Raw genomic sequence first — 16,700 nt, 5'->3', positions numbered from 1 at the left:
GAATGGGACAGAAAATTAATCCAGTAGGTCTCCGGCTCGGCATCGTTAAAGGATGGGATTCGAGCTGGTATGGCGGCAAGGAGTTCTCGGACAAACTTGTTGAAGACCAGAAAATCCGCAAATACATCTCGGCGCGTATTCCGAAAGGAGCTATCGCCCGCGTTGTGATTGAGCGTACCCTGAAGCGTATCACCCTGACGATTCATACGGCCCGCCCGGGTATCGTGATCGGTAAAGGGGGCGGTGAAGTCGATAAGATCAAAGAAGAACTGAAAAAGATCACGGGCAAAGACGTCCAGATCAACATCTTCGAGATCAAACGTCCTGAAATCGACGCGAAGCTGGTTGGTGAAGCCATCGCTCAGCAGCTGGAAGCGCGGATCTCGTTCCGTCGTGCCATGAAGCAGGCGATCAACTCGGCGCTGCGCGTTGGTGCCCAAGGCATCAAAGTGAAAGTATCGGGCCGGCTGGGTGGTGCTGAAATTGCCCGCTCAGAGCAATACAAAGAAGGCCGTGTGCCCCTGCACACCCTTCGCGCCGACATCGATTACGCCCTGTCTGAAGCGCAAACCGTATACGGTAAGATCGGCATCAAAGTATGGGTCTTCAAAGGTGAGTTGTATGGCAAGCGCGACCTGTCGCCGGCTGCTCTGATGTCGCAAGCTTCGGCTGGTGACCGGGCGGGTGGAAGCTCAGATCGTGGCGACCGTCGGGGTCGCGACCGTGGCGATGAGCGCGGTGGCGATCGGGGTGGCCGTGGCCGTGACCGCAACAGCAATGATCGCGGTGGCAACAACAACAATAACCGCGGCGGTGGCAATACCAACAACCGTGGCGGTGGCAATAACCGTGGCGGCGGTGGTCGTCGATAGACATCAGCGAATCGTAGGGCGGCCTTAGGCCAACGTACCTGAACCAACCTACGATTTCTTAACTCACTATAACAGCAATGTTACAGCCAAGAAGAACCAAATTCCGGAAGATGCAGAAAGGCCGCATCAAGGGGCTCGCTACACGCGGCCACCAGATCGCCTACGGTACTTTCGGTATCAAATCCCTCGAACCGGGCCGTATCACCGCCCGTCAGATCGAGGCCGCCCGTATCTCGGTTACCCGCGCGATGAAACGTGAAGGCCAGGTATGGATTCGTATTTTCCCCGATAAGCCGATTACCAAGAAGCCCGCTGAGGTGCGGATGGGTAAAGGTAAAGGTGCCCCCGAGTATTGGGTAGCCGTTGTGAAGCCTGGCACGATTATGTTCGAAGCCACTGGTGTTCCCCTCGAAACCGCTCAGGAGGCGCTGCGGTTAGCCGCCCAGAAACTACCCGTTCGTACGAAATTCATCGTTCGCCGGGATTATCAAGAAGAAGAGGCATAAGCAGGACGCACGATAAGCCATGAAAAAAGCAGAAATCAAAGCCCTGTCGGTCGAGCAGCTCCAGGAGCAGATCAGTGCCGAAAAATCGCAATTGCAAAAGCTCACGTTTGCCCACGCGGTATCTCCCATCGAGAACCCTATGCGGATTCGTGAAAGTCGCAAACTGATTGCCCGGTTGTATACGGAGTTAACCCAGAAGCAAACCCAGGCCTAATCAATAGCCACGCATCGCTATGGAATCACAACAAGAGCAAACCCAGCCGCAGGCAGAAAAGGCGGCAGCAGTTGAGCAGACTACCGCTCAGCGGGGTGCCCGGAAAGAGCGGATCGGAAAGGTAACGAGCAATAAAATGCAGAAGACCATCACCGTTGCCGTTGACCGGAAAGAGAAGCACACCAAGTATGGTAAATTTATGACCAGCACCACGAAGTTCACGGCACATGACGAGAACAACGAGTGCGGTATCGGCGACACGGTTCGGATCATGGAGACCCGCCCGTTGAGCAAGAATAAGCGTTGGCGGTTAGTTGAAATCATCGAAAAAGCGAAGTAACGAGCCATGGTACAGCAGGAATCAAGATTAGGTGTTGCGGACAACAGCGGTGCGAAAGAAGTGCTGGTGATCCGGGTGCTGGGCGGTACAGGCAAACGTTATGCATCGCTGGGCGACAAGATTGTCGTGACGGTGAAAGCAGCCATCCCCTCAAGCAACATGAAGAAAGGCACGGTATCGAAAGCCGTTGTCGTTCGGACAAAGAAGGAAGTACGTCGGAAAGACGGTTCATATATCCGCTTTGAAGACAACGCAGCCGTGTTGCTCAACAACAACGATGAACCGCGCGGTACGCGCATCTTCGGCCCTGTAGCTCGCGAACTTCGCGAGAAGCAGTTCATGAAGATCGTTTCGCTGGCCCCGGAGGTTATCTAAACCAGACGATACAAGATGGAAAAGAAAAAAGTAGTTGTTCCTCACAAATTCCACATCAAGTCGGGTGACACCGTTGTTGTGATTTCTGGGAACCACAAAGGCCAGCGGGGCGTAGTGAAAGAAGTGCTCCGCGACAAAGACCGGGCTAAGGTGGAAGGCGTGAACATGATCACGAAACACATCAAGCCGACGGCACAGACACCCCAGGGTGAACTGCGGAAAGAAGAGGGCACGATTCACATCAGCAACCTGATGCTGGTTGATCCGGCTACTGGCGAGCCTACCCGCACGGGTCGTCGCCTGAACGATAAAGGTAAGTTGCAGCGCTTCTCTAAGAAGACCAACAACCTCATCTAACGCCCAGTTGTGTTCGACCAAACACATTAAACGGACAAAGACATGGCAAGCACGCCACGATTGAAAGAGAAATACGCAAACGAGGTTGTCGATAAGCTGAAGGAGAAGTTCGCCTACAAATCGGCGATGCAGGTTCCCCGGCTTACCAAAATCGTTGTAAACAAAGGCATCGGTGCCGCCGTCGCTGACAAGAAACTGGTTGACGTTGGCGTTGACGAACTGACGACCATCACGGGTCAGCGGGCCGTTGCCACGATTGCTAAGAAAGCCGTATCAAACTTTAAGCTCCGTGAAGGTATGCCGATCGGTGCGAAAGTAACGTTGCGCGGTGACCGGATGTATGAGTTCCTGGATCGTCTGACCTCGGTGGCGCTGCCCCGCGTTCGCGATTTCAAAGGCATCAGCGACAAAGGCTTTGACGGCCGGGGTAACTATACCTTCGGTGTGAAAGAGCAAATTATCTTCCCCGAGATCAGCATCGATAAAGTGGCTCGTATCTCAGGTATGGATATCACGTTTGTGACAACGGCTAATACTGATGCTGAAAGCATCGAATTGCTGCGCGGTCTGGGTCTTCCGTTTGCCGACAGCAGCAAAAAATAAAAACGAACCATGGCAAAAGAATCACTCAAAGCCAGAGAGCGTAAGCGCCAGGCTCTGGTTGCTAAATACGCAGCAAAGCGGACTGCTCTGAAGGCCGCAGGCGATTATGTTGGCTTAGACAAATTGCCGCGTAATGCCTCGCCGGTACGGTTGCACAACCGTTGCAAACTGACTGGCCGTCCTCGTGGCTACATGCGTAAGTTCGGTATCTCGCGCGTAACCTTCCGCGAGATGGCCAGCGCAGGTAAGATTCCGGGTGTAACGAAGGCAAGCTGGTAAGGTTTTATTTCTCAAACAGTTTCCGTACTTTTGCAAGCCTTTTTCGAAAACAGGCAAGCAAGTAACTCCTTGCAGAAATGAATACAGATCCGATTGCAGACTTTTTGACCCGCGTCAGAAACGCCATCCGTGCCAAGCACCGGGTGGTTGAGATCCCTGCATCCAATATCAAAAAAGAAATCACGAAGGTGCTTTTCGACAAAGGTTTCATTCAGAACTACAAGTTCGATGAGACGGGTCCTCAAGGTACCATCAAGATTGCGTTGAAATACAACCCGACCACGAAGCAGCCAGCTATTGTTGATCTGCAACGGGTAAGCCGCCCAGGTCTGCGTCAGTACACCGGTGCCACCTCGATGCCCCGCATCCTGAATGGCCTTGGTGTTGCGATCGTCTCTACGTCGAAAGGCGTAATGACCGACAAAGAAGCGCGGACGCTCAACGTAGGCGGTGAGGTGTTGTGTTACGTTTATTAAGATCGAAAGAGCACTATGTCACGCGTAGGTAATAAAGTAATTGAACTGCCTTCAGCCGTAACGCTGTCAGTAGATGCTGATAACGTGGTCACGGTGAAAGGCCCTAAAGGTAGCCTCTCGCAGCCTATCGACCGGGATATCACCGTATCGCTGGACGGTACGCAGGTGAAGGTAACCCGCCCCACTGATCAGAAGCGCCACAAAGCCATGCATGGCTTGTACCGCGCGCTGGTCAACAACATGGTGACGGGCGTTAGCACTGGCTTTAAACTTGACCTCGAAATTATCGGGGTTGGTTACAAAGCATCCGTGAATAACAACATTCTGGAACTGAACCTCGGTTATTCACACAACATCTTCCTGGCTATTCCCTCGGAGATTAAAGTGACGACCCTGACCGAAAAAGGGCAGAACCCTAAAGTGTCCCTGGAAGGTAGCGACAAGCAACTGCTGGGCGATGTGGCGGCCAAAATCCGTTCACTGCGCAAAGTTGAGCCTTACAAAGGGAAAGGTATCCGGTTTGTGGGTGAAGTTGTTCGCCGGAAAGCGGGTAAATCAGCAAGTAAGAAGTAATCGGTGCCCATTTGGTCGGTATCAAATAACATGGCAACTAAACAAGAAAGACGTCAGCGGATTAAGTTTGGCATCCGGGCAAAAGTATCCGGCACGCCAACCCGCCCCCGTCTCACTGTATTTCGCTCAAACAAGGCGATCTACGCTCAAATCATCGATGATGAAGCTGGCCGGACGCTAGTATCGGCTTCATCCGCAGAGTTGAAGACAGAGGTGAGTGGTTTCACCGTTGACACGGCGAAGAAAGTGGGTCAGCGGCTCGCCGAAAAAGCTGCTGCTCAAAATGTACAGTCGGTGGTTTTCGACCGGAACGGCTATTTGTATCACGGCAAAGTGAAAGCTTTAGCCGACGGTGCCCGGGAGGGTGGCCTCAATTTCTAACAGAATGGTATCGAACGTAAGACCTTCAAAAGTAAACGAGGCTGACCTGAAAGAACGCGTAGTAGCGATCAACCGGGTAGCCAAGGTAGTAAAAGGTGGTCGTCGCTTCAGCTTCGCGGCGATTGTCGTAGTAGGTGATGGCAACGGCGTGGTTGGTTACGGTCTGGGCAAAGCCAACGAAGTAACGGACGCAATCACGAAGGGTGTTGAAGACGCGAAGAAGAACCTGTTTCAGGTGCCTCTGCTGAAGCGTACAGTACCCCACGAGATGGAAGGCCGCTTTGGCGGTGGGTTCGTACTGGTTAAGCCGGCAGCCCCCGGTACGGGTGTAATTGCAGGTGGTGCTATGCGCGCCGTTCTGGAGAGCGCCGGTATCCACGACGTATTGGCGAAGTCGAAAGGCTCGTCGAACCCGCACAACGTGGTGAAAGCAACGATCGACGCACTGATCAAGATGCGTCTGCCTCACCAGGTTGCCTTCCAGCGTCAGGTTTCATTGAAGAAAGTGTTCAACGGTTAATCAAGACGAAACATGGCACGGGTACGCATCACTCAGGTACGTAGTACCATCAAACGCCCTAAGACGCAGAAACTGGCGATCCAGTCACTGGGTCTGGGCAAGATCAACCGGAGCATCGAGCTGGAATACAATCCGTCGATTGCTGGTGTCATCCGCAAAGTGGAACACCTGGTTGTTGTTGAAGAAATTTAAATTTCATAACTGACAATGAATCTCAGTAATCTAACGCCGGCAAAAGGGTCAGTTAAAGAGCGCAAGCGAGTCGGTCGCGGTCAAGGTTCCGGAAAAGGCGGAACCTCAACTCGTGGCCACAAAGGTGCTCAATCACGCTCTGGCTACAGCCGCAAATTGAACTTTGAAGGTGGTCAGATGCCCCTTCAGCGTCGTGTGCCTAAGTTTGGCTTCAAAAACCCGACGCGTGTTGAATACAAGCCTATCAACCTTGATGTGCTTCAGGCATTGGCTACGGATGCTAATGCAACCGTTATTGACTTCGCATTCCTGCGCGAACATGGTTTCGCTGGCAAGAATGACCTCATCAAAGTATTGAGCCGTGGTGAGGTAACGACTGCTCTTAACGTAACGGCCCACGCCTTCTCGGTAGCTGCGAAAGAAGCTATTGAAAAAGCAGGCGGGACCGTAACGGTCATTGAGCAAGTAGCCAAAAAAGAAGAAGCCTCGAACTAACCTATCGGTAGCCGCGTACAAGTTGTATGAACCGTTTCATCGAGACTATTAAGAATATCTTTTCAATTGAGGAGTTGAGGACACGTATCCTCAACACTCTTTTGTTTATAACGGTCTTCCGGCTGGGTACGCATATTGTGCTCCCTGGTGCCGATCCGTCGCGACTGAATGTACAGACGAACGGACTATTAGGCCTGCTAGACGCTTTTGTTGGCGGTGCCTTCAGCAAGGCATCGATTTTTGCGTTGGGTATCATGCCGTATATCTCGGCATCGATCGCCATTCAGCTTCTGACGCTGGCGCTTCCGTATTTCCAGAAAATGCAGAAGGAAGGCGAATCAGGTCGTAAAAAGCTGAACCAGATCACTCGGGTGCTCACGATTGCCGTAACGGCTGTTCAGGCCATAACATACATTCGGACGACCATCCCTGCTGAAGCCTTGTTAATCGACCGTACGCTCTTCACCATTTCTTCGGTGTTTGTGCTCACGGCCGGTACCATCTTCTGCATGTGGTTGGGCGAGCGTATCACGGATAAAGGCATCGGTAACGGTATTTCCATGATCATCATGATCGGGATCGTATCGCGTCTCCCGGGTGCAATCATTGGTGAAGCGCAATCACGGGGTACGTCGTCAATCTTCATTTTCTTCCTAGAAATGGTGGCGCTGTTTTTCGTGATCATGGGTGCCGTCTTGTTAACACAGGCTGTACGCCGGATTCCGATTCAATACGCCAAGCAGGTTGTCGGTAATAAAGTTGTCGGTGGTCAACGGCAATACTTACCACTCAAGCTGAACGCTGCCGGTGTAATGCCGATCATCTTCGCGCAGGCGTTGATGTTCATTCCTGGCTTTGTCTTCCAGATGGGGGCTGAGAAGAGCGAAACGATGGCCACATTGAATAGCTTGTTTCAGGATTACACGTCGTGGCCCTACAACCTGCTGTTCGCCTTCTTAATTATCGTCTTTACGTTCTTCTACACGGCTATCTCGGTAAACCCGACGCAGATCTCCGATGATATGAAACGGAGTGGTGGGTTTATTCCGGGCGTTAAACCGGGTCTTGCTACGTCTGAATACATCGGTACGGTGCTCGATCATATCACGTTACCCGGTGCGGTTATGCTGGCGGTTGTGGCTATTCTGCCCTCGTTTGCTAGCCAGCTTGGTATGACGTCAGCATTTGCTTCCTTCTTCGGGGGTACGTCGCTGCTGATTATGGTGGGTGTGGTGTTGGATACGTTGCAACAGATTGAAAGCTATCTGCTGATGCGTCGTTACGAAGGTCTGATGCAGTCGGGTCGGGTTAAAGGCCGCACAGAAGGCGTGACTGTTTAAAACAATGACGATTACCTTACGCAGCGACGAAGAAATCGAGATCATCCGGCAGAACGGTCAGTTGTTAGGAAAGACACACGCCGAGGTTGCCAAGCTGATCCGTCCTGGTATTACTACGAAGGAACTGGATACGGTTGCCCAGACGTTCATCAAGGATAATGGCGGCATTCCCTCGTTCCTGAATTTTAATAACGGTACGCCTACTCGCTTTCCTGGTGCGTTGTGTATCTCCGTAAATGACGTTGTCGTGCATGGCTTTCCAAGTCAGTATGAGTTGAAAGATGGTGACATCATTTCGGTCGACTGTGGGGTTTTCCAGCACGGGTTCCATGCCGACAGTGCTTATACGTACCCGGTAGGTGAGGTGAGTCTGGGTGTTCGCAAGTTGCTGCTTCGGACGAAAGAGTCGCTCTACAAGGGTATTGAAAAAGCGATCGACGGCAACCGGATTGGTGATGTCGGTTACGCCGTACAGAGTTATGCCGAGCATCACGGGTACACCGTCGTTCGCGAATTGGTGGGTCACGGGGTGGGCGAAACCCTTCACGAGGAACCACAAGTGCCGAACTATGGAAAGCGTGGTCAGGGTGTCAAGCTCAAGTCAGGTATGGTCATTGCCATCGAGCCAATGATCAACTTTGGTAAGAAAAGCGTGGTCCAGGAGAAAGATGGCTGGACGATCCGGACAATGGATCGGAAGCCATCGGCTCATTTTGAGCATACGGTGGCCGTGCGCCGGGGGAAGGCCGACATACTAACCACGTTCGAATACATCGAAGCGGTTACGGCGGGAACCAACATGGAAATCGAGTTGAGTGCCGCAGTAGCGGCTTAACAGCTATATGGCAAAACAGAATTCGATTGAGCAGGATGGCGTAATTCTCGAAGCTTTGTCAAACGCAATGTTTCGGGTTGAACTGGCCAACAAGCATGAAGTGATTGCACACATTTCGGGCAAGATGCGGATGAACTACATCAAGATTTTGCCTGGTGACCGTGTAAAGTTGGAGATGTCGCCTTACGATTTGAGTAAGGCGCGGATTGTGTACCGGTACAAATAGACGTTTACGGTTTAAAGTTCATCGGTCAACGTCGCCGGGCTTATTGGCGCAAGCTTAGAGCGTGTCGACGTTTAACAGTGAATTTTGGAAAGTAGACTCAAATTCAAACCATGAAGGTTAAAGCATCCATCAAGAAGCGCAGTGAAGACTGCATCGTGATCCGTCGGAAAGGGAAGCTGTACGTGATCAACAAAAAGAATCCCCGTTACAAACAAAGACAAGGTTAAGCACACATGGCACGTATCGCAGGTGTTGATATTCCCGACAAAAAGCGTGGCGCGATCTCATTGACTTACATCTTCGGCATTGGCCGGAGTGCAGCCGTGACGATCCTGACTAAAGCTGGTGTTGACGCGAATAAGAAAGTAGCTGAATGGAATGACGAAGAGTCGAACGCCGTCCGTAACATTATCAGCGAAGAGTTTAAAGTTGAAGGTGCATTGAAGTCTGAGGTGCAGCTCAACATCAAACGGTTGATGGACATCGGTTGCTACCGGGGTCTGCGTCACCGGAAAGGTCTGCCGGTTCGTGGTCAGAAAACCAAGAACAACTCACGGACCCGGAAAGGGAAGCGTAAGACGGTTGCCAACAAGAAGAAAGCAACGAAATAAGTCAACGGTCATTAGTTGAAACGTCATTTATGGTCAGTAAGTAGTCATTTATCGTATAGTATCGTGCTTTCGACAAATGACTATCAATGACAACAGATGACTGCTTGATTGTAATGACGATTATCTAAGCAAATGGCACAAGCAAAACGTAAAGACAAAGCTAAGAAGCGGGTCGTCGTTGTGGAGTCGGTTGGTCAGGTTCACATCCGGGCCACGTTCAACAACATCATTATTTCGATCACCAACATGAACGGTCAGGTGATCTCATGGGCATCGGCTGGTAAGATGGGTTTCCGGGGTTCTAAAAAGAACACGCCGTATGCTGCCCAAACGGCCGCTCAGAACTGTGCTCAGGTTGCCCACGAACTCGGCATGCGTAAAGCAGAAGTGTTCGTAAAAGGCCCCGGTGCTGGTCGTGAGTCAGCTATTCGTACCATTCAGAACACGGGTATCGAAGTAACAACGATCCGCGACATCACGCCGCTGCCCCACAACGGTTGCCGTCCTCCGAAGCGTCGTCGCGTCTAATAATTAGTTTGCAGTTTTTTGTTTACCGCTTTTAGCCGAGCCAAAATGGCTGAAGCCCAAACTAGAAACTATAGACTTACAATTGCTAACAGTAACTATAAGTTGCCGAAGCAATGAATACGGTCGGGCGACATTGAGTTGTGTCCGATCATTGTCAAACCTTATTCATTCCAGATAATGGCACGTTATATTGGCCCGAAGGCTAAGATATCACGTAAGTTCGGTGAGCCTATCCTTGGCCCGTCGAAAGCCTTACAAAAGAAAAACTACGCACCGGGTATGCACGGTCGTGGCCGGAAGCGCAAGACCTCAGAATATGCTGAGCAGCTTCAGGCGAAACAAAAAGTAAAATACATCTACGGTATTCTGGAGCGTCAGTTCCGGGGGCTGTTCCACCGCGCTGCGGTGCGTGAAGGGATCACGGGTGAGAACCTGCTGAAACTGTGCGAAGCCCGCCTCGATAACACCGTATACCGCCTCGGCATTGCGCCTACGCGCCGGGCGGCCCGTCAGTTGGTGTCGCACAAGCACATCACTGTCGACGGTGAAGTGGTCAACATCGCTTCATACTCACTGAAACCCGGTCAGATCATCGGCGTTCGTGAGAAATCAAAGTCACTGGAAGCCGTTACAACTAGCCTGGCCGGCCGCAACGCGAAGCGTTACAACTGGCTGGAGTGGGATCAGCAGCAACTCGCCGGTACGTTTATCAGCTACCCCGAGCGCGATCAGATCCCTGAGAACGTCAACGAGCAGCTCGTCGTTGAATTGTACTCGAAGTAATCCAGTGAGCAGTTGGTGCTGGCAAATGCAGCCTGCTGGCCCGCAGTCGATGCCAACTGCATACTTAATTTTAGGCTGTTAACCACGAAAACGTATGTCAATATTAGCTTTCCAAATGCCCGATAAAGTCGTAATGGAAAAAGCCGACGACTTTCACGGTGTATTTGAGTTCAAGCCTCTCGAAAAGGGTTACGGCGTAACGATTGGCAATGCGCTTCGTCGCATCCTGTTATCGTCGCTGGAAGGTTATGCTATTACGAGCGTAAAGTTTCCGGGCGTTTTGCACGAGTTCTCTTCGATTGAAGGTGTTGTTGAAGACGTAACGGAAATCATCCTGAACCTGAAAATGGTTCGGTTCAAGAAGATCAACGACGTTGTTGATAACAAGATTACGGTCAATATTAAAGGTAAGTCCGTGCTGAAGGCTGGCGATATCTCAAAAGCTTCGGCTTCGTTTGAGGTATTGAACCCTGAACTGGTGATTTGCCACATTGACGATACACGCGATCTGGAGATGGAAATCTTCGTTGAAAAAGGTCGTGGGTACGTTCCTGCCGATGAACCCCGTGCCAACGAACTGCCATTTGGCCACATCCCGATCGACGCGGTTTACACGCCGATCAAGAATGTGAAGTTCGCCGTTGAAAACACGCGGGTTGAGCAGAAAACCGACTATGAAAAGTTGGTGCTCGACATCGAAACGGACGGTTCAGTGCACCCGGAAGAGGCTTTGAAAGGAGCCGCTTACATCCTGATTCAGCACTTCATGTTGTTCTCTGATCAGACAATGACCTTCGACACGGTGAAACCGGAAGAAGACAGCGTTGTCGACGAAGAGATGCTGCACATGCGGAAACTGCTGAAGACGTCGCTATCGGATCTCGATCTGTCGGTTCGGGCCTACAACTGCCTGAAATCGGCTGAAGTACGGACGCTGGGCGATTTGGTTCGGTTGGAGATTTCCGACATGATGAAGTTCCGCAACTTCGGTAAGAAGTCGCTCACGGAACTGGAGCAACTGGTAGCCGATAAGGGCCTGACGTTCGGCATGGACGTAGCTAAGTACCGCTTAGACGAAGACTAAAACATCAAGGAGAAGGGAGACAGGAGAAAGAAGGAAAGTCGTTGCGAAAGCCCCTTCCTACTTTTTCCATCCTCCTTCCTCCCTTTACCAAAATGAGACACGGTAAGAAAGATAATCACCTCAGCCGGACCCATTCGCACCGCGAAGCAATGCTGTCGAACATGGCCGTTTCGCTGATTATGCACAAGCGCATCGAGACGACGGTGGCGAAAGCGAAAGAGCTTCGCAAATACGTTGAGCCGATCCTGACGCGTGCAAAAGAAGACAACAACCAGAACCGGAAGATTGTCTTCAAATCCCTGAACCATAAAGAAGGGATGAAAGAGTTGTTCGACACGGTGTCGGACAAGATCGCAACTCGCCCGGGTGGCTACACGCGGATCATCAAACTGGGCAACCGGAAAGGTGACGGCGCTGATACCTGCCTGATTGAACTCGTTGACTTCAACGAAACGCTGCTGACGGCGGCCGCCGAACAGGCTGCTACCAAGACGCGTCGTAGCCGTCGGGGTGGTTCAGGTCGTAAGGCCGACAACGCGGGTGATGCTGCTCCCGTAGCGGCTGTCGCTGCTGACGAAGCACCGGCTGCTACTGAGGCCGCCCCTGTAGCGGAGGCTGCCGAAGCTCCCGCTGCTGATGACCTGAAAATCATCGAAGGCATTGGTCCTAAAATCGCCGAGTTGCTGAACAACGCCGGTATCACGACTTTCGCTCAACTGGCTGATGCCAAGGACGAAGACGTACGGGCTATTCTGGATGCCGCCGGGAACCAATTTAACATCGCTGATGTAACGACGTGGAATGAGCAGGCTGCTCTGCTCCGCGACGGAAAAACAGATGAATTCAAAGCGTTGACCGATCGCCTGAAAGGTGGTCGCGAACAAGCTGCTGAATAATGACAAAACCAGATGTCATACAGAAATTGGGTTAGCCGGTCATCGGTTAACCCTTTTTTTTAACCAATAAACAGATACCCAACGAGCTTCATGACACGTCCCCAACAACCCAAGGCATTATTGGTATTGCAGGATGGTAGCGTCTTTGACGGTTTTGCCTTAGGTAAGATCGGTACCGCTGGTGGCGAAATTTGCTTCAACACAGGCATGACCGGTTATCAGGAGATTTACACGGATCCGTCCTATTACGGGCAGGTGATCGTGAATACAACCTCACACATCGGTAACTACGGCATTCAGCTTGGGCTGGAAGAAGAATCGGCCGGGGTGAAAATCCGGGGGATGGTGTGCAATTTCTTTTCACCCATTTTCTCGCGTCACCTGGCCGATGGCTCTTTGCAGGATTACTTCGAAAAAGCCAACATCGTCGGGATTCATGGCATCGATACGCGGCAGCTGGTACGGCACATTCGGAGCAAAGGGGTAATGAACTGCATCATCTCCTCGGCTGTGCTGGACCCCGATCAATTACTGGCCGAACTGAACAACGTACCTGACATGGCCGGGCTGGAGTTGTCGTCGGAGGTAAGCACGAAGGCGATCTACACCGTTGGGCAGGAAGATGCGCGGTTGAAAGTGGCGGTGCTGGATCTGGGTGTGAAGAAGAGCATCGTGCAGAACCTGGCCGACCGCGGCGCGTACTGTAAAGTGTTCCCGGCGCAAACCCCGTTTGCCGAACTACAGGCCTTCAACCCCGACGGGTTTTTTATCTCAAACGGACCTGGTGACCCGGCCGCTATGCCCTATGCTGTCGAGACGGTGAAGCAGGCGCTGGAAACCGAAAAACCGCTGTTTGGTATTTGCCTGGGGCACCAGATTCTGTCGCGGGCCAGTGGCATCGACACCTATAAAATGCACAACGGCCACCGTGGGCTGAACCACCCGGTTAAAAACCTGATCACGGGGCTGTGCGAGGTGACCTCGCAGAACCACGGGTTTGCCGTGAAGGCCGACGAAGTGCAAGACCACGGCAACGTGGAGGTGACCCACATCAACCTGAACGATAACACCATCGAGGGGATTCGCCGGAAAGACAAACCGGCGTTCTCGGTGCAGTATCACCCCGAAGCGTCGCCTGGCCCGCACGATTCACGCTACCTGTTCGACGATTTTGTGACGCTCATGCAGTAAGGCATCCAGCCCGCATCGTACTAATTTTGAAAAGCCAACGCCTCACCAGCGGAGGCTTTTTCGTTACTAAGCCGTATGTCTCTATCCACCAAGCGCTTTTTGGGGCTTCTGCTGGGGTTGATTGTCATCAACCTGCTCTCGGCGTTCGTCTATGCCCGGTTCGACCTGACCAGTGATAAACGATATACCCTGACCGACGGTACCCGTCAACTGCTGGCCACGTTACCCGCCCGCGTGCATGTCGATGTGTACCTGACCGGCAACCTGCCGCCCGGTTTCCGACGCCTCGAAACCGCCGTGCGCGAAACACTGGAAGGGTTCAAAGCGGAGGGCGAAAGCAACATAAGTTACCGGTTTATCGACCCCATTACCGGCACAACGACCGAGCAAAATAAGCGGCTGGCGGAACTGGCAGCACTAGGCCTCCAACCCACCAACCTGTTTGCCAACCAGGGCGGAAAACGTACCGAACAGCTCGTGGTCCCGGGCGCTGTCGTGCATTACGAGGGTAAACAGATCGGCGTTTTGCTCTTAAAGGGCAACAAAGCCGCCTCGCCCGAAGAGCAGTTGAACCAGTCGTATGAGGGCGTCGAGTATCAGCTGGCGGCGGCTATCCGGCGACTCACGCAGCCCGAAGGCAGTCGGCGCCGGGTGGGATTGGTATTTGGCCATACGCAGGTTCCCCCCGAGCGGTTTTCCGACGTGCTGGCGTCGATTCAGGAAACGTATGACCTGTTTTTTGTGGACTTACGTAAACCCGGCCCGGTTGAGGGCGTCGATGCGCTGCTGGTGCTGAAACCCGATCAGCCTTTTGTGGAAAGCGAGATCTTCAAACTCGATCAGTATGTGGTGAAAGGGGGCCGGGCGCTGTTTGTGGTGGACGGACAGCGTATCGACAGCGTCGGCACCGAAGGCTCTTACGCCCAACCGCTCGTGCTGGGTCTCGATGAGTTATTTTTCAACTGGGGTGCCCGCGTGAATAAAGACGTCGTGAAGGACCTCAATTGTGGCGTGATCCCGCTCAACGTGGGGAATATGGGCGATAAGCCGAACATTCAACTGGTGCCGTGGCGATTCTACCCGGTGCTGAATTCGTTTGGCGACAGCCCCATCACGCGTAATCTCGACGCGATTTACGGCCGATTTGTCAGCACCATCGACACCGTGCGCGCCAACGGTATTCATAAAACGGTGCTGCTCAAAACATCGGCCTACACTCAGGTACTGAAAACACCAACGCTGGTTAGCTACAACGAAGCCCGGCAACAACCCGACCCGGCAACGTACCTGGGCGGCGTGCGGTCGGTAGGTACGTTGCTGGAAGGGTCGTTTGCCTCACTCTTTGCCAATCAGCTCCTACCCGATTCACTCAAGAATGGGTACCGCGAAACGGGCGTAGCGGCGAAGGTGCTGCTTTGCTCGGATGGTGATCTGGTCGTCAACGATGTCGATTACAAACGCAAAGCGCCCTTACCGCTGGGGTATGACCGGTTTACGCGGACCCAATTCGCTAACAAAGACTTCATATTGAACGCCATCGATTACCTCGTCGACCCCGAGGGACTGATTGTGGCGCGGCAGCGTGAGGTGCCCCTGCGCCCGCTCGACAGCGTCAAAATCGGTGCGGAACGTACCCAGTGGCAGGCCTTGAATGTGCTGGGGCCGCTGGCGCTGGTGTTGGCATTGGGCCTGATCTGGCAGGCGATCAGACGGCGACAATATGCCCGATAATTGAGTCAGCGGCGGGCCGAAAATGGACTTATTTTCGTTACTTTTGTCTTACAAGATTTTGCTAGAAAGCGGCTTATGAAATTTATTGTATCCTCTTCCGTACTGCTCAAGAACCTGCTGAACATCAACGGTGTGGTGGCGGCGAACCCGATCGTCCCGATTCTCGAAAACTTTTTGTTTCGGATTGAAGAGGGCACCCTTACCGTAACGGCCTCTGACCTGCAAACCACCATGACGACGCAGATTCCGGTGGATGCGTCGGAGAACGGTGCGATCGCCATTCCGGCCAAGCTGCTGCTCGATACGCTACGGAGCCTGCCCGAACAACCGATTACGATCAATATCAACACCGATACGTTTGGCACCGAAATCCTGACTGATAACGGCCGCTTCAAACTATCCGGCGAGAACCCGATCGACTTCCCCAAAATTCCGGGCGTCAACAAAAACCTGTCGGTCGAACTCTCATCGGATGCCCTGCTGAGCGCCATCAACAATACGGCCTTCGCCACCAGCACCGACGATCTGCGCCCGGCCATGACGGGTGTTTATCTACAACTGAACAGCGACAACGCTACGTTTGTGGCTACCGACGGCCACCGGCTGATCCGGTACCGCCGCACCGACATCCAGACCACGGCTAGCACCTCGCTCATCATCCCGCGCAAGGCCCTGTCGTTGCTGAAAGCGTCGTTGCCGGAAGGGGCCGACGTAAAGGTGGAACTGAGCCAGGCTAACGCGTCTTTTTCGTTTGGCCCGACCCAACTGATCTGCCGCCTGATCGACGAGCGTTTCCCCGATTACGAAAACGCCATTCCGACCAACAACACGAACGTGCTGACGATCGGCCGCGCCGATCTGCTGAACTCGCTGAAGCGGATTATGATCTACGCCAACCGGACGACGCATCAGATTCGGCTGTCGATGAAGGCCAACAGCCTCACGATCTCGGCAGAAGATCTGGACTATTCAAACGAGGCCAATGAAAAACTGCTTTGTGAATACGACGGCGATGAAATGGAAATTGGCTTCAACGCCAAACTGTTGTCGGAGATGCTGAGCAACCTGAGCGCCAAAATGATTTCGCTGGAAATGTCGGCACCGAACCGCGCCGGCCTGATCATCCCCGCTGACAAGGAAGAGGACGAAGAGATTCTGATGCTGGTCATGCCCGTCATGCTGAATACCTACGCATAAGCGAGTTCGCAACGATTAACTAAAAAACCCCGGCTATCGAAAGAGAGCCGGGGCTTTGTGTTTGACAAGTGTTGGCGAGGCGCAGAAACCCCGGA

General features: G+C 52.7%; 26 protein-coding genes. All 26 read left to right on the top strand.

The features are described from left to right. Window positions 1-2 precede the first annotated feature (2 nt). The 26 genes from rpsC (at window position 3) to dnaN (ending at window position 16,605) form a co-directional block, all read left to right on the top strand. Window positions 3-872, top strand: a complete 870-nt coding sequence (gene rpsC, locus FAES_RS27225; RefSeq protein WP_015334429.1) for a 30S ribosomal protein S3 — start codon at window positions 3-5, stop codon at window positions 870-872. Between the two features lie 77 nt (window positions 873-949). Next, complete coding sequence (gene rplP / locus FAES_RS27220; protein WP_015334428.1) at window positions 950-1,378, top strand: 50S ribosomal protein L16; 429 nt, start codon at window positions 950-952, stop codon at window positions 1,376-1,378. A 19-nt stretch (window positions 1,379-1,397) separates the two neighbouring features. Then, window positions 1,398-1,592, top strand: coding sequence for a 50S ribosomal protein L29 (rpmC, locus tag FAES_RS27215; RefSeq protein WP_015334427.1), 195 nt, complete (start codon window positions 1,398-1,400; stop codon window positions 1,590-1,592). 19 nt (window positions 1,593-1,611) lie between these two features. Next, window positions 1,612-1,932 carry a 30S ribosomal protein S17 gene (gene rpsQ, locus FAES_RS29830; protein WP_015334426.1) on the top strand — a complete coding sequence of 107 codons (321 nt, stop codon included), beginning with the start codon at window positions 1,612-1,614 and terminating at the stop codon, window positions 1,930-1,932. Between the two features lie 6 nt (window positions 1,933-1,938). After that, on the top strand, window positions 1,939-2,307 hold the full coding sequence (gene rplN / locus FAES_RS27205) for a 50S ribosomal protein L14 (RefSeq protein WP_015334425.1): 369 nt from the start codon (window positions 1,939-1,941) through the stop codon (window positions 2,305-2,307). A 15-nt stretch (window positions 2,308-2,322) separates the two neighbouring features. Beyond that, window positions 2,323-2,664, top strand: coding sequence for a 50S ribosomal protein L24 (gene rplX / locus FAES_RS27200; protein WP_015334424.1), 342 nt, complete (start codon window positions 2,323-2,325; stop codon window positions 2,662-2,664). 42 nt (window positions 2,665-2,706) lie between these two features. Further along, window positions 2,707-3,267: a 50S ribosomal protein L5 gene (gene rplE / locus FAES_RS27195; protein WP_015334423.1), complete on the top strand. Its 561-nt coding sequence runs from the start codon at window positions 2,707-2,709 to the stop codon at window positions 3,265-3,267. Between the two features lie 9 nt (window positions 3,268-3,276). After that, window positions 3,277-3,546: a 30S ribosomal protein S14 gene (rpsN, locus tag FAES_RS27190; RefSeq protein WP_015334422.1), complete on the top strand. Its 270-nt coding sequence runs from the start codon at window positions 3,277-3,279 to the stop codon at window positions 3,544-3,546. Between the two features lie 77 nt (window positions 3,547-3,623). Further along, complete coding sequence (gene rpsH, locus FAES_RS27185; RefSeq protein WP_015334421.1) at window positions 3,624-4,022, top strand: 30S ribosomal protein S8; 399 nt, start codon at window positions 3,624-3,626, stop codon at window positions 4,020-4,022. 15 nt (window positions 4,023-4,037) lie between these two features. After that, entirely contained in the window at window positions 4,038-4,595 is a 558-nt protein-coding gene (rplF, locus tag FAES_RS27180) for a 50S ribosomal protein L6 (protein ID WP_015334420.1), read from the top strand. A gap of 30 nt (window positions 4,596-4,625) precedes the next feature. Beyond that, entirely contained in the window at window positions 4,626-4,976 is a 351-nt protein-coding gene (rplR, locus tag FAES_RS27175; protein ID WP_015334419.1) for a 50S ribosomal protein L18, read from the top strand. A gap of 4 nt (window positions 4,977-4,980) precedes the next feature. Further along, a complete protein-coding gene (rpsE, locus tag FAES_RS27170; protein WP_015334418.1) occupies window positions 4,981-5,496 on the top strand; it encodes a 30S ribosomal protein S5 in 516 nt (171 codons plus the stop codon). Window positions 5,497-5,508: 12 nt separating this feature from the next. After that, window positions 5,509-5,688, top strand: coding sequence for a 50S ribosomal protein L30 (gene rpmD / locus FAES_RS27165; RefSeq protein ID WP_015334417.1), 180 nt, complete (start codon window positions 5,509-5,511; stop codon window positions 5,686-5,688). Between the two features lie 15 nt (window positions 5,689-5,703). After that, a complete protein-coding gene (rplO, locus tag FAES_RS27160) occupies window positions 5,704-6,183 on the top strand; it encodes a 50S ribosomal protein L15 (protein WP_015334416.1) in 480 nt (159 codons plus the stop codon). Between the two features lie 26 nt (window positions 6,184-6,209). Further along, window positions 6,210-7,523: a preprotein translocase subunit SecY gene (gene secY / locus FAES_RS27155; protein ID WP_015334415.1), complete on the top strand. Its 1,314-nt coding sequence runs from the start codon at window positions 6,210-6,212 to the stop codon at window positions 7,521-7,523. 4 nt (window positions 7,524-7,527) lie between these two features. Further along, window positions 7,528-8,358 (top strand): type I methionyl aminopeptidase, encoded by an 831-nt coding sequence (gene map, locus FAES_RS27150; protein WP_015334414.1) that lies wholly within the window; start codon window positions 7,528-7,530, stop codon window positions 8,356-8,358. Window positions 8,359-8,365: 7 nt separating this feature from the next. Further along, window positions 8,366-8,584, top strand: a complete 219-nt coding sequence (gene infA, locus FAES_RS27145) for a translation initiation factor IF-1 (RefSeq protein ID WP_009284801.1) — start codon at window positions 8,366-8,368, stop codon at window positions 8,582-8,584. A 110-nt stretch (window positions 8,585-8,694) separates the two neighbouring features. After that, window positions 8,695-8,811 (top strand): type B 50S ribosomal protein L36, encoded by a 117-nt coding sequence (gene ykgO / locus FAES_RS29825; protein ID WP_009284800.1) that lies wholly within the window; start codon window positions 8,695-8,697, stop codon window positions 8,809-8,811. Between the two features lie 6 nt (window positions 8,812-8,817). After that, window positions 8,818-9,195, top strand: coding sequence for a 30S ribosomal protein S13 (rpsM, locus tag FAES_RS27140; RefSeq protein WP_015334413.1), 378 nt, complete (start codon window positions 8,818-8,820; stop codon window positions 9,193-9,195). A gap of 132 nt (window positions 9,196-9,327) precedes the next feature. Next, window positions 9,328-9,723, top strand: a complete 396-nt coding sequence (rpsK, locus tag FAES_RS27135) for a 30S ribosomal protein S11 (protein WP_015334412.1) — start codon at window positions 9,328-9,330, stop codon at window positions 9,721-9,723. Window positions 9,724-9,900: 177 nt separating this feature from the next. After that, window positions 9,901-10,506: a 30S ribosomal protein S4 gene (gene rpsD, locus FAES_RS27130; protein WP_015334411.1), complete on the top strand. Its 606-nt coding sequence runs from the start codon at window positions 9,901-9,903 to the stop codon at window positions 10,504-10,506. Between the two features lie 94 nt (window positions 10,507-10,600). Further along, window positions 10,601-11,590: a DNA-directed RNA polymerase subunit alpha gene (locus FAES_RS27125; protein ID WP_015334410.1), complete on the top strand. Its 990-nt coding sequence runs from the start codon at window positions 10,601-10,603 to the stop codon at window positions 11,588-11,590. 92 nt (window positions 11,591-11,682) lie between these two features. Next, on the top strand, window positions 11,683-12,486 hold the full coding sequence (rplQ, locus tag FAES_RS27120; protein ID WP_015334409.1) for a 50S ribosomal protein L17: 804 nt from the start codon (window positions 11,683-11,685) through the stop codon (window positions 12,484-12,486). A gap of 90 nt (window positions 12,487-12,576) precedes the next feature. Further along, the gene (gene carA / locus FAES_RS27115; protein ID WP_015334408.1) at window positions 12,577-13,677 is read left to right on the top strand and encodes a glutamine-hydrolyzing carbamoyl-phosphate synthase small subunit; all 1,101 of its coding nucleotides are present in this window, start codon (window positions 12,577-12,579) and stop codon (window positions 13,675-13,677) included. A gap of 75 nt (window positions 13,678-13,752) precedes the next feature. Beyond that, window positions 13,753-15,408 carry a gliding motility-associated ABC transporter substrate-binding protein GldG gene (gene gldG, locus FAES_RS27110; protein WP_015334407.1) on the top strand — a complete coding sequence of 552 codons (1,656 nt, stop codon included), beginning with the start codon at window positions 13,753-13,755 and terminating at the stop codon, window positions 15,406-15,408. Between the two features lie 75 nt (window positions 15,409-15,483). Further along, window positions 15,484-16,605, top strand: coding sequence for a DNA polymerase III subunit beta (gene dnaN / locus FAES_RS27105; protein WP_015334406.1), 1,122 nt, complete (start codon window positions 15,484-15,486; stop codon window positions 16,603-16,605). Window positions 16,606-16,700 lie beyond the last annotated feature (95 nt).

The sequence above is a fragment of the Fibrella aestuarina BUZ 2 genome, assembly GCF_000331105.1.
Lineage (GTDB): Bacteria > Bacteroidota > Bacteroidia > Cytophagales > Spirosomataceae > Fibrella > Fibrella aestuarina.
The sequence above is the reverse complement of the archived record's forward strand: the minus strand, read 5'-3'. Positions and strand labels throughout refer to the sequence as shown.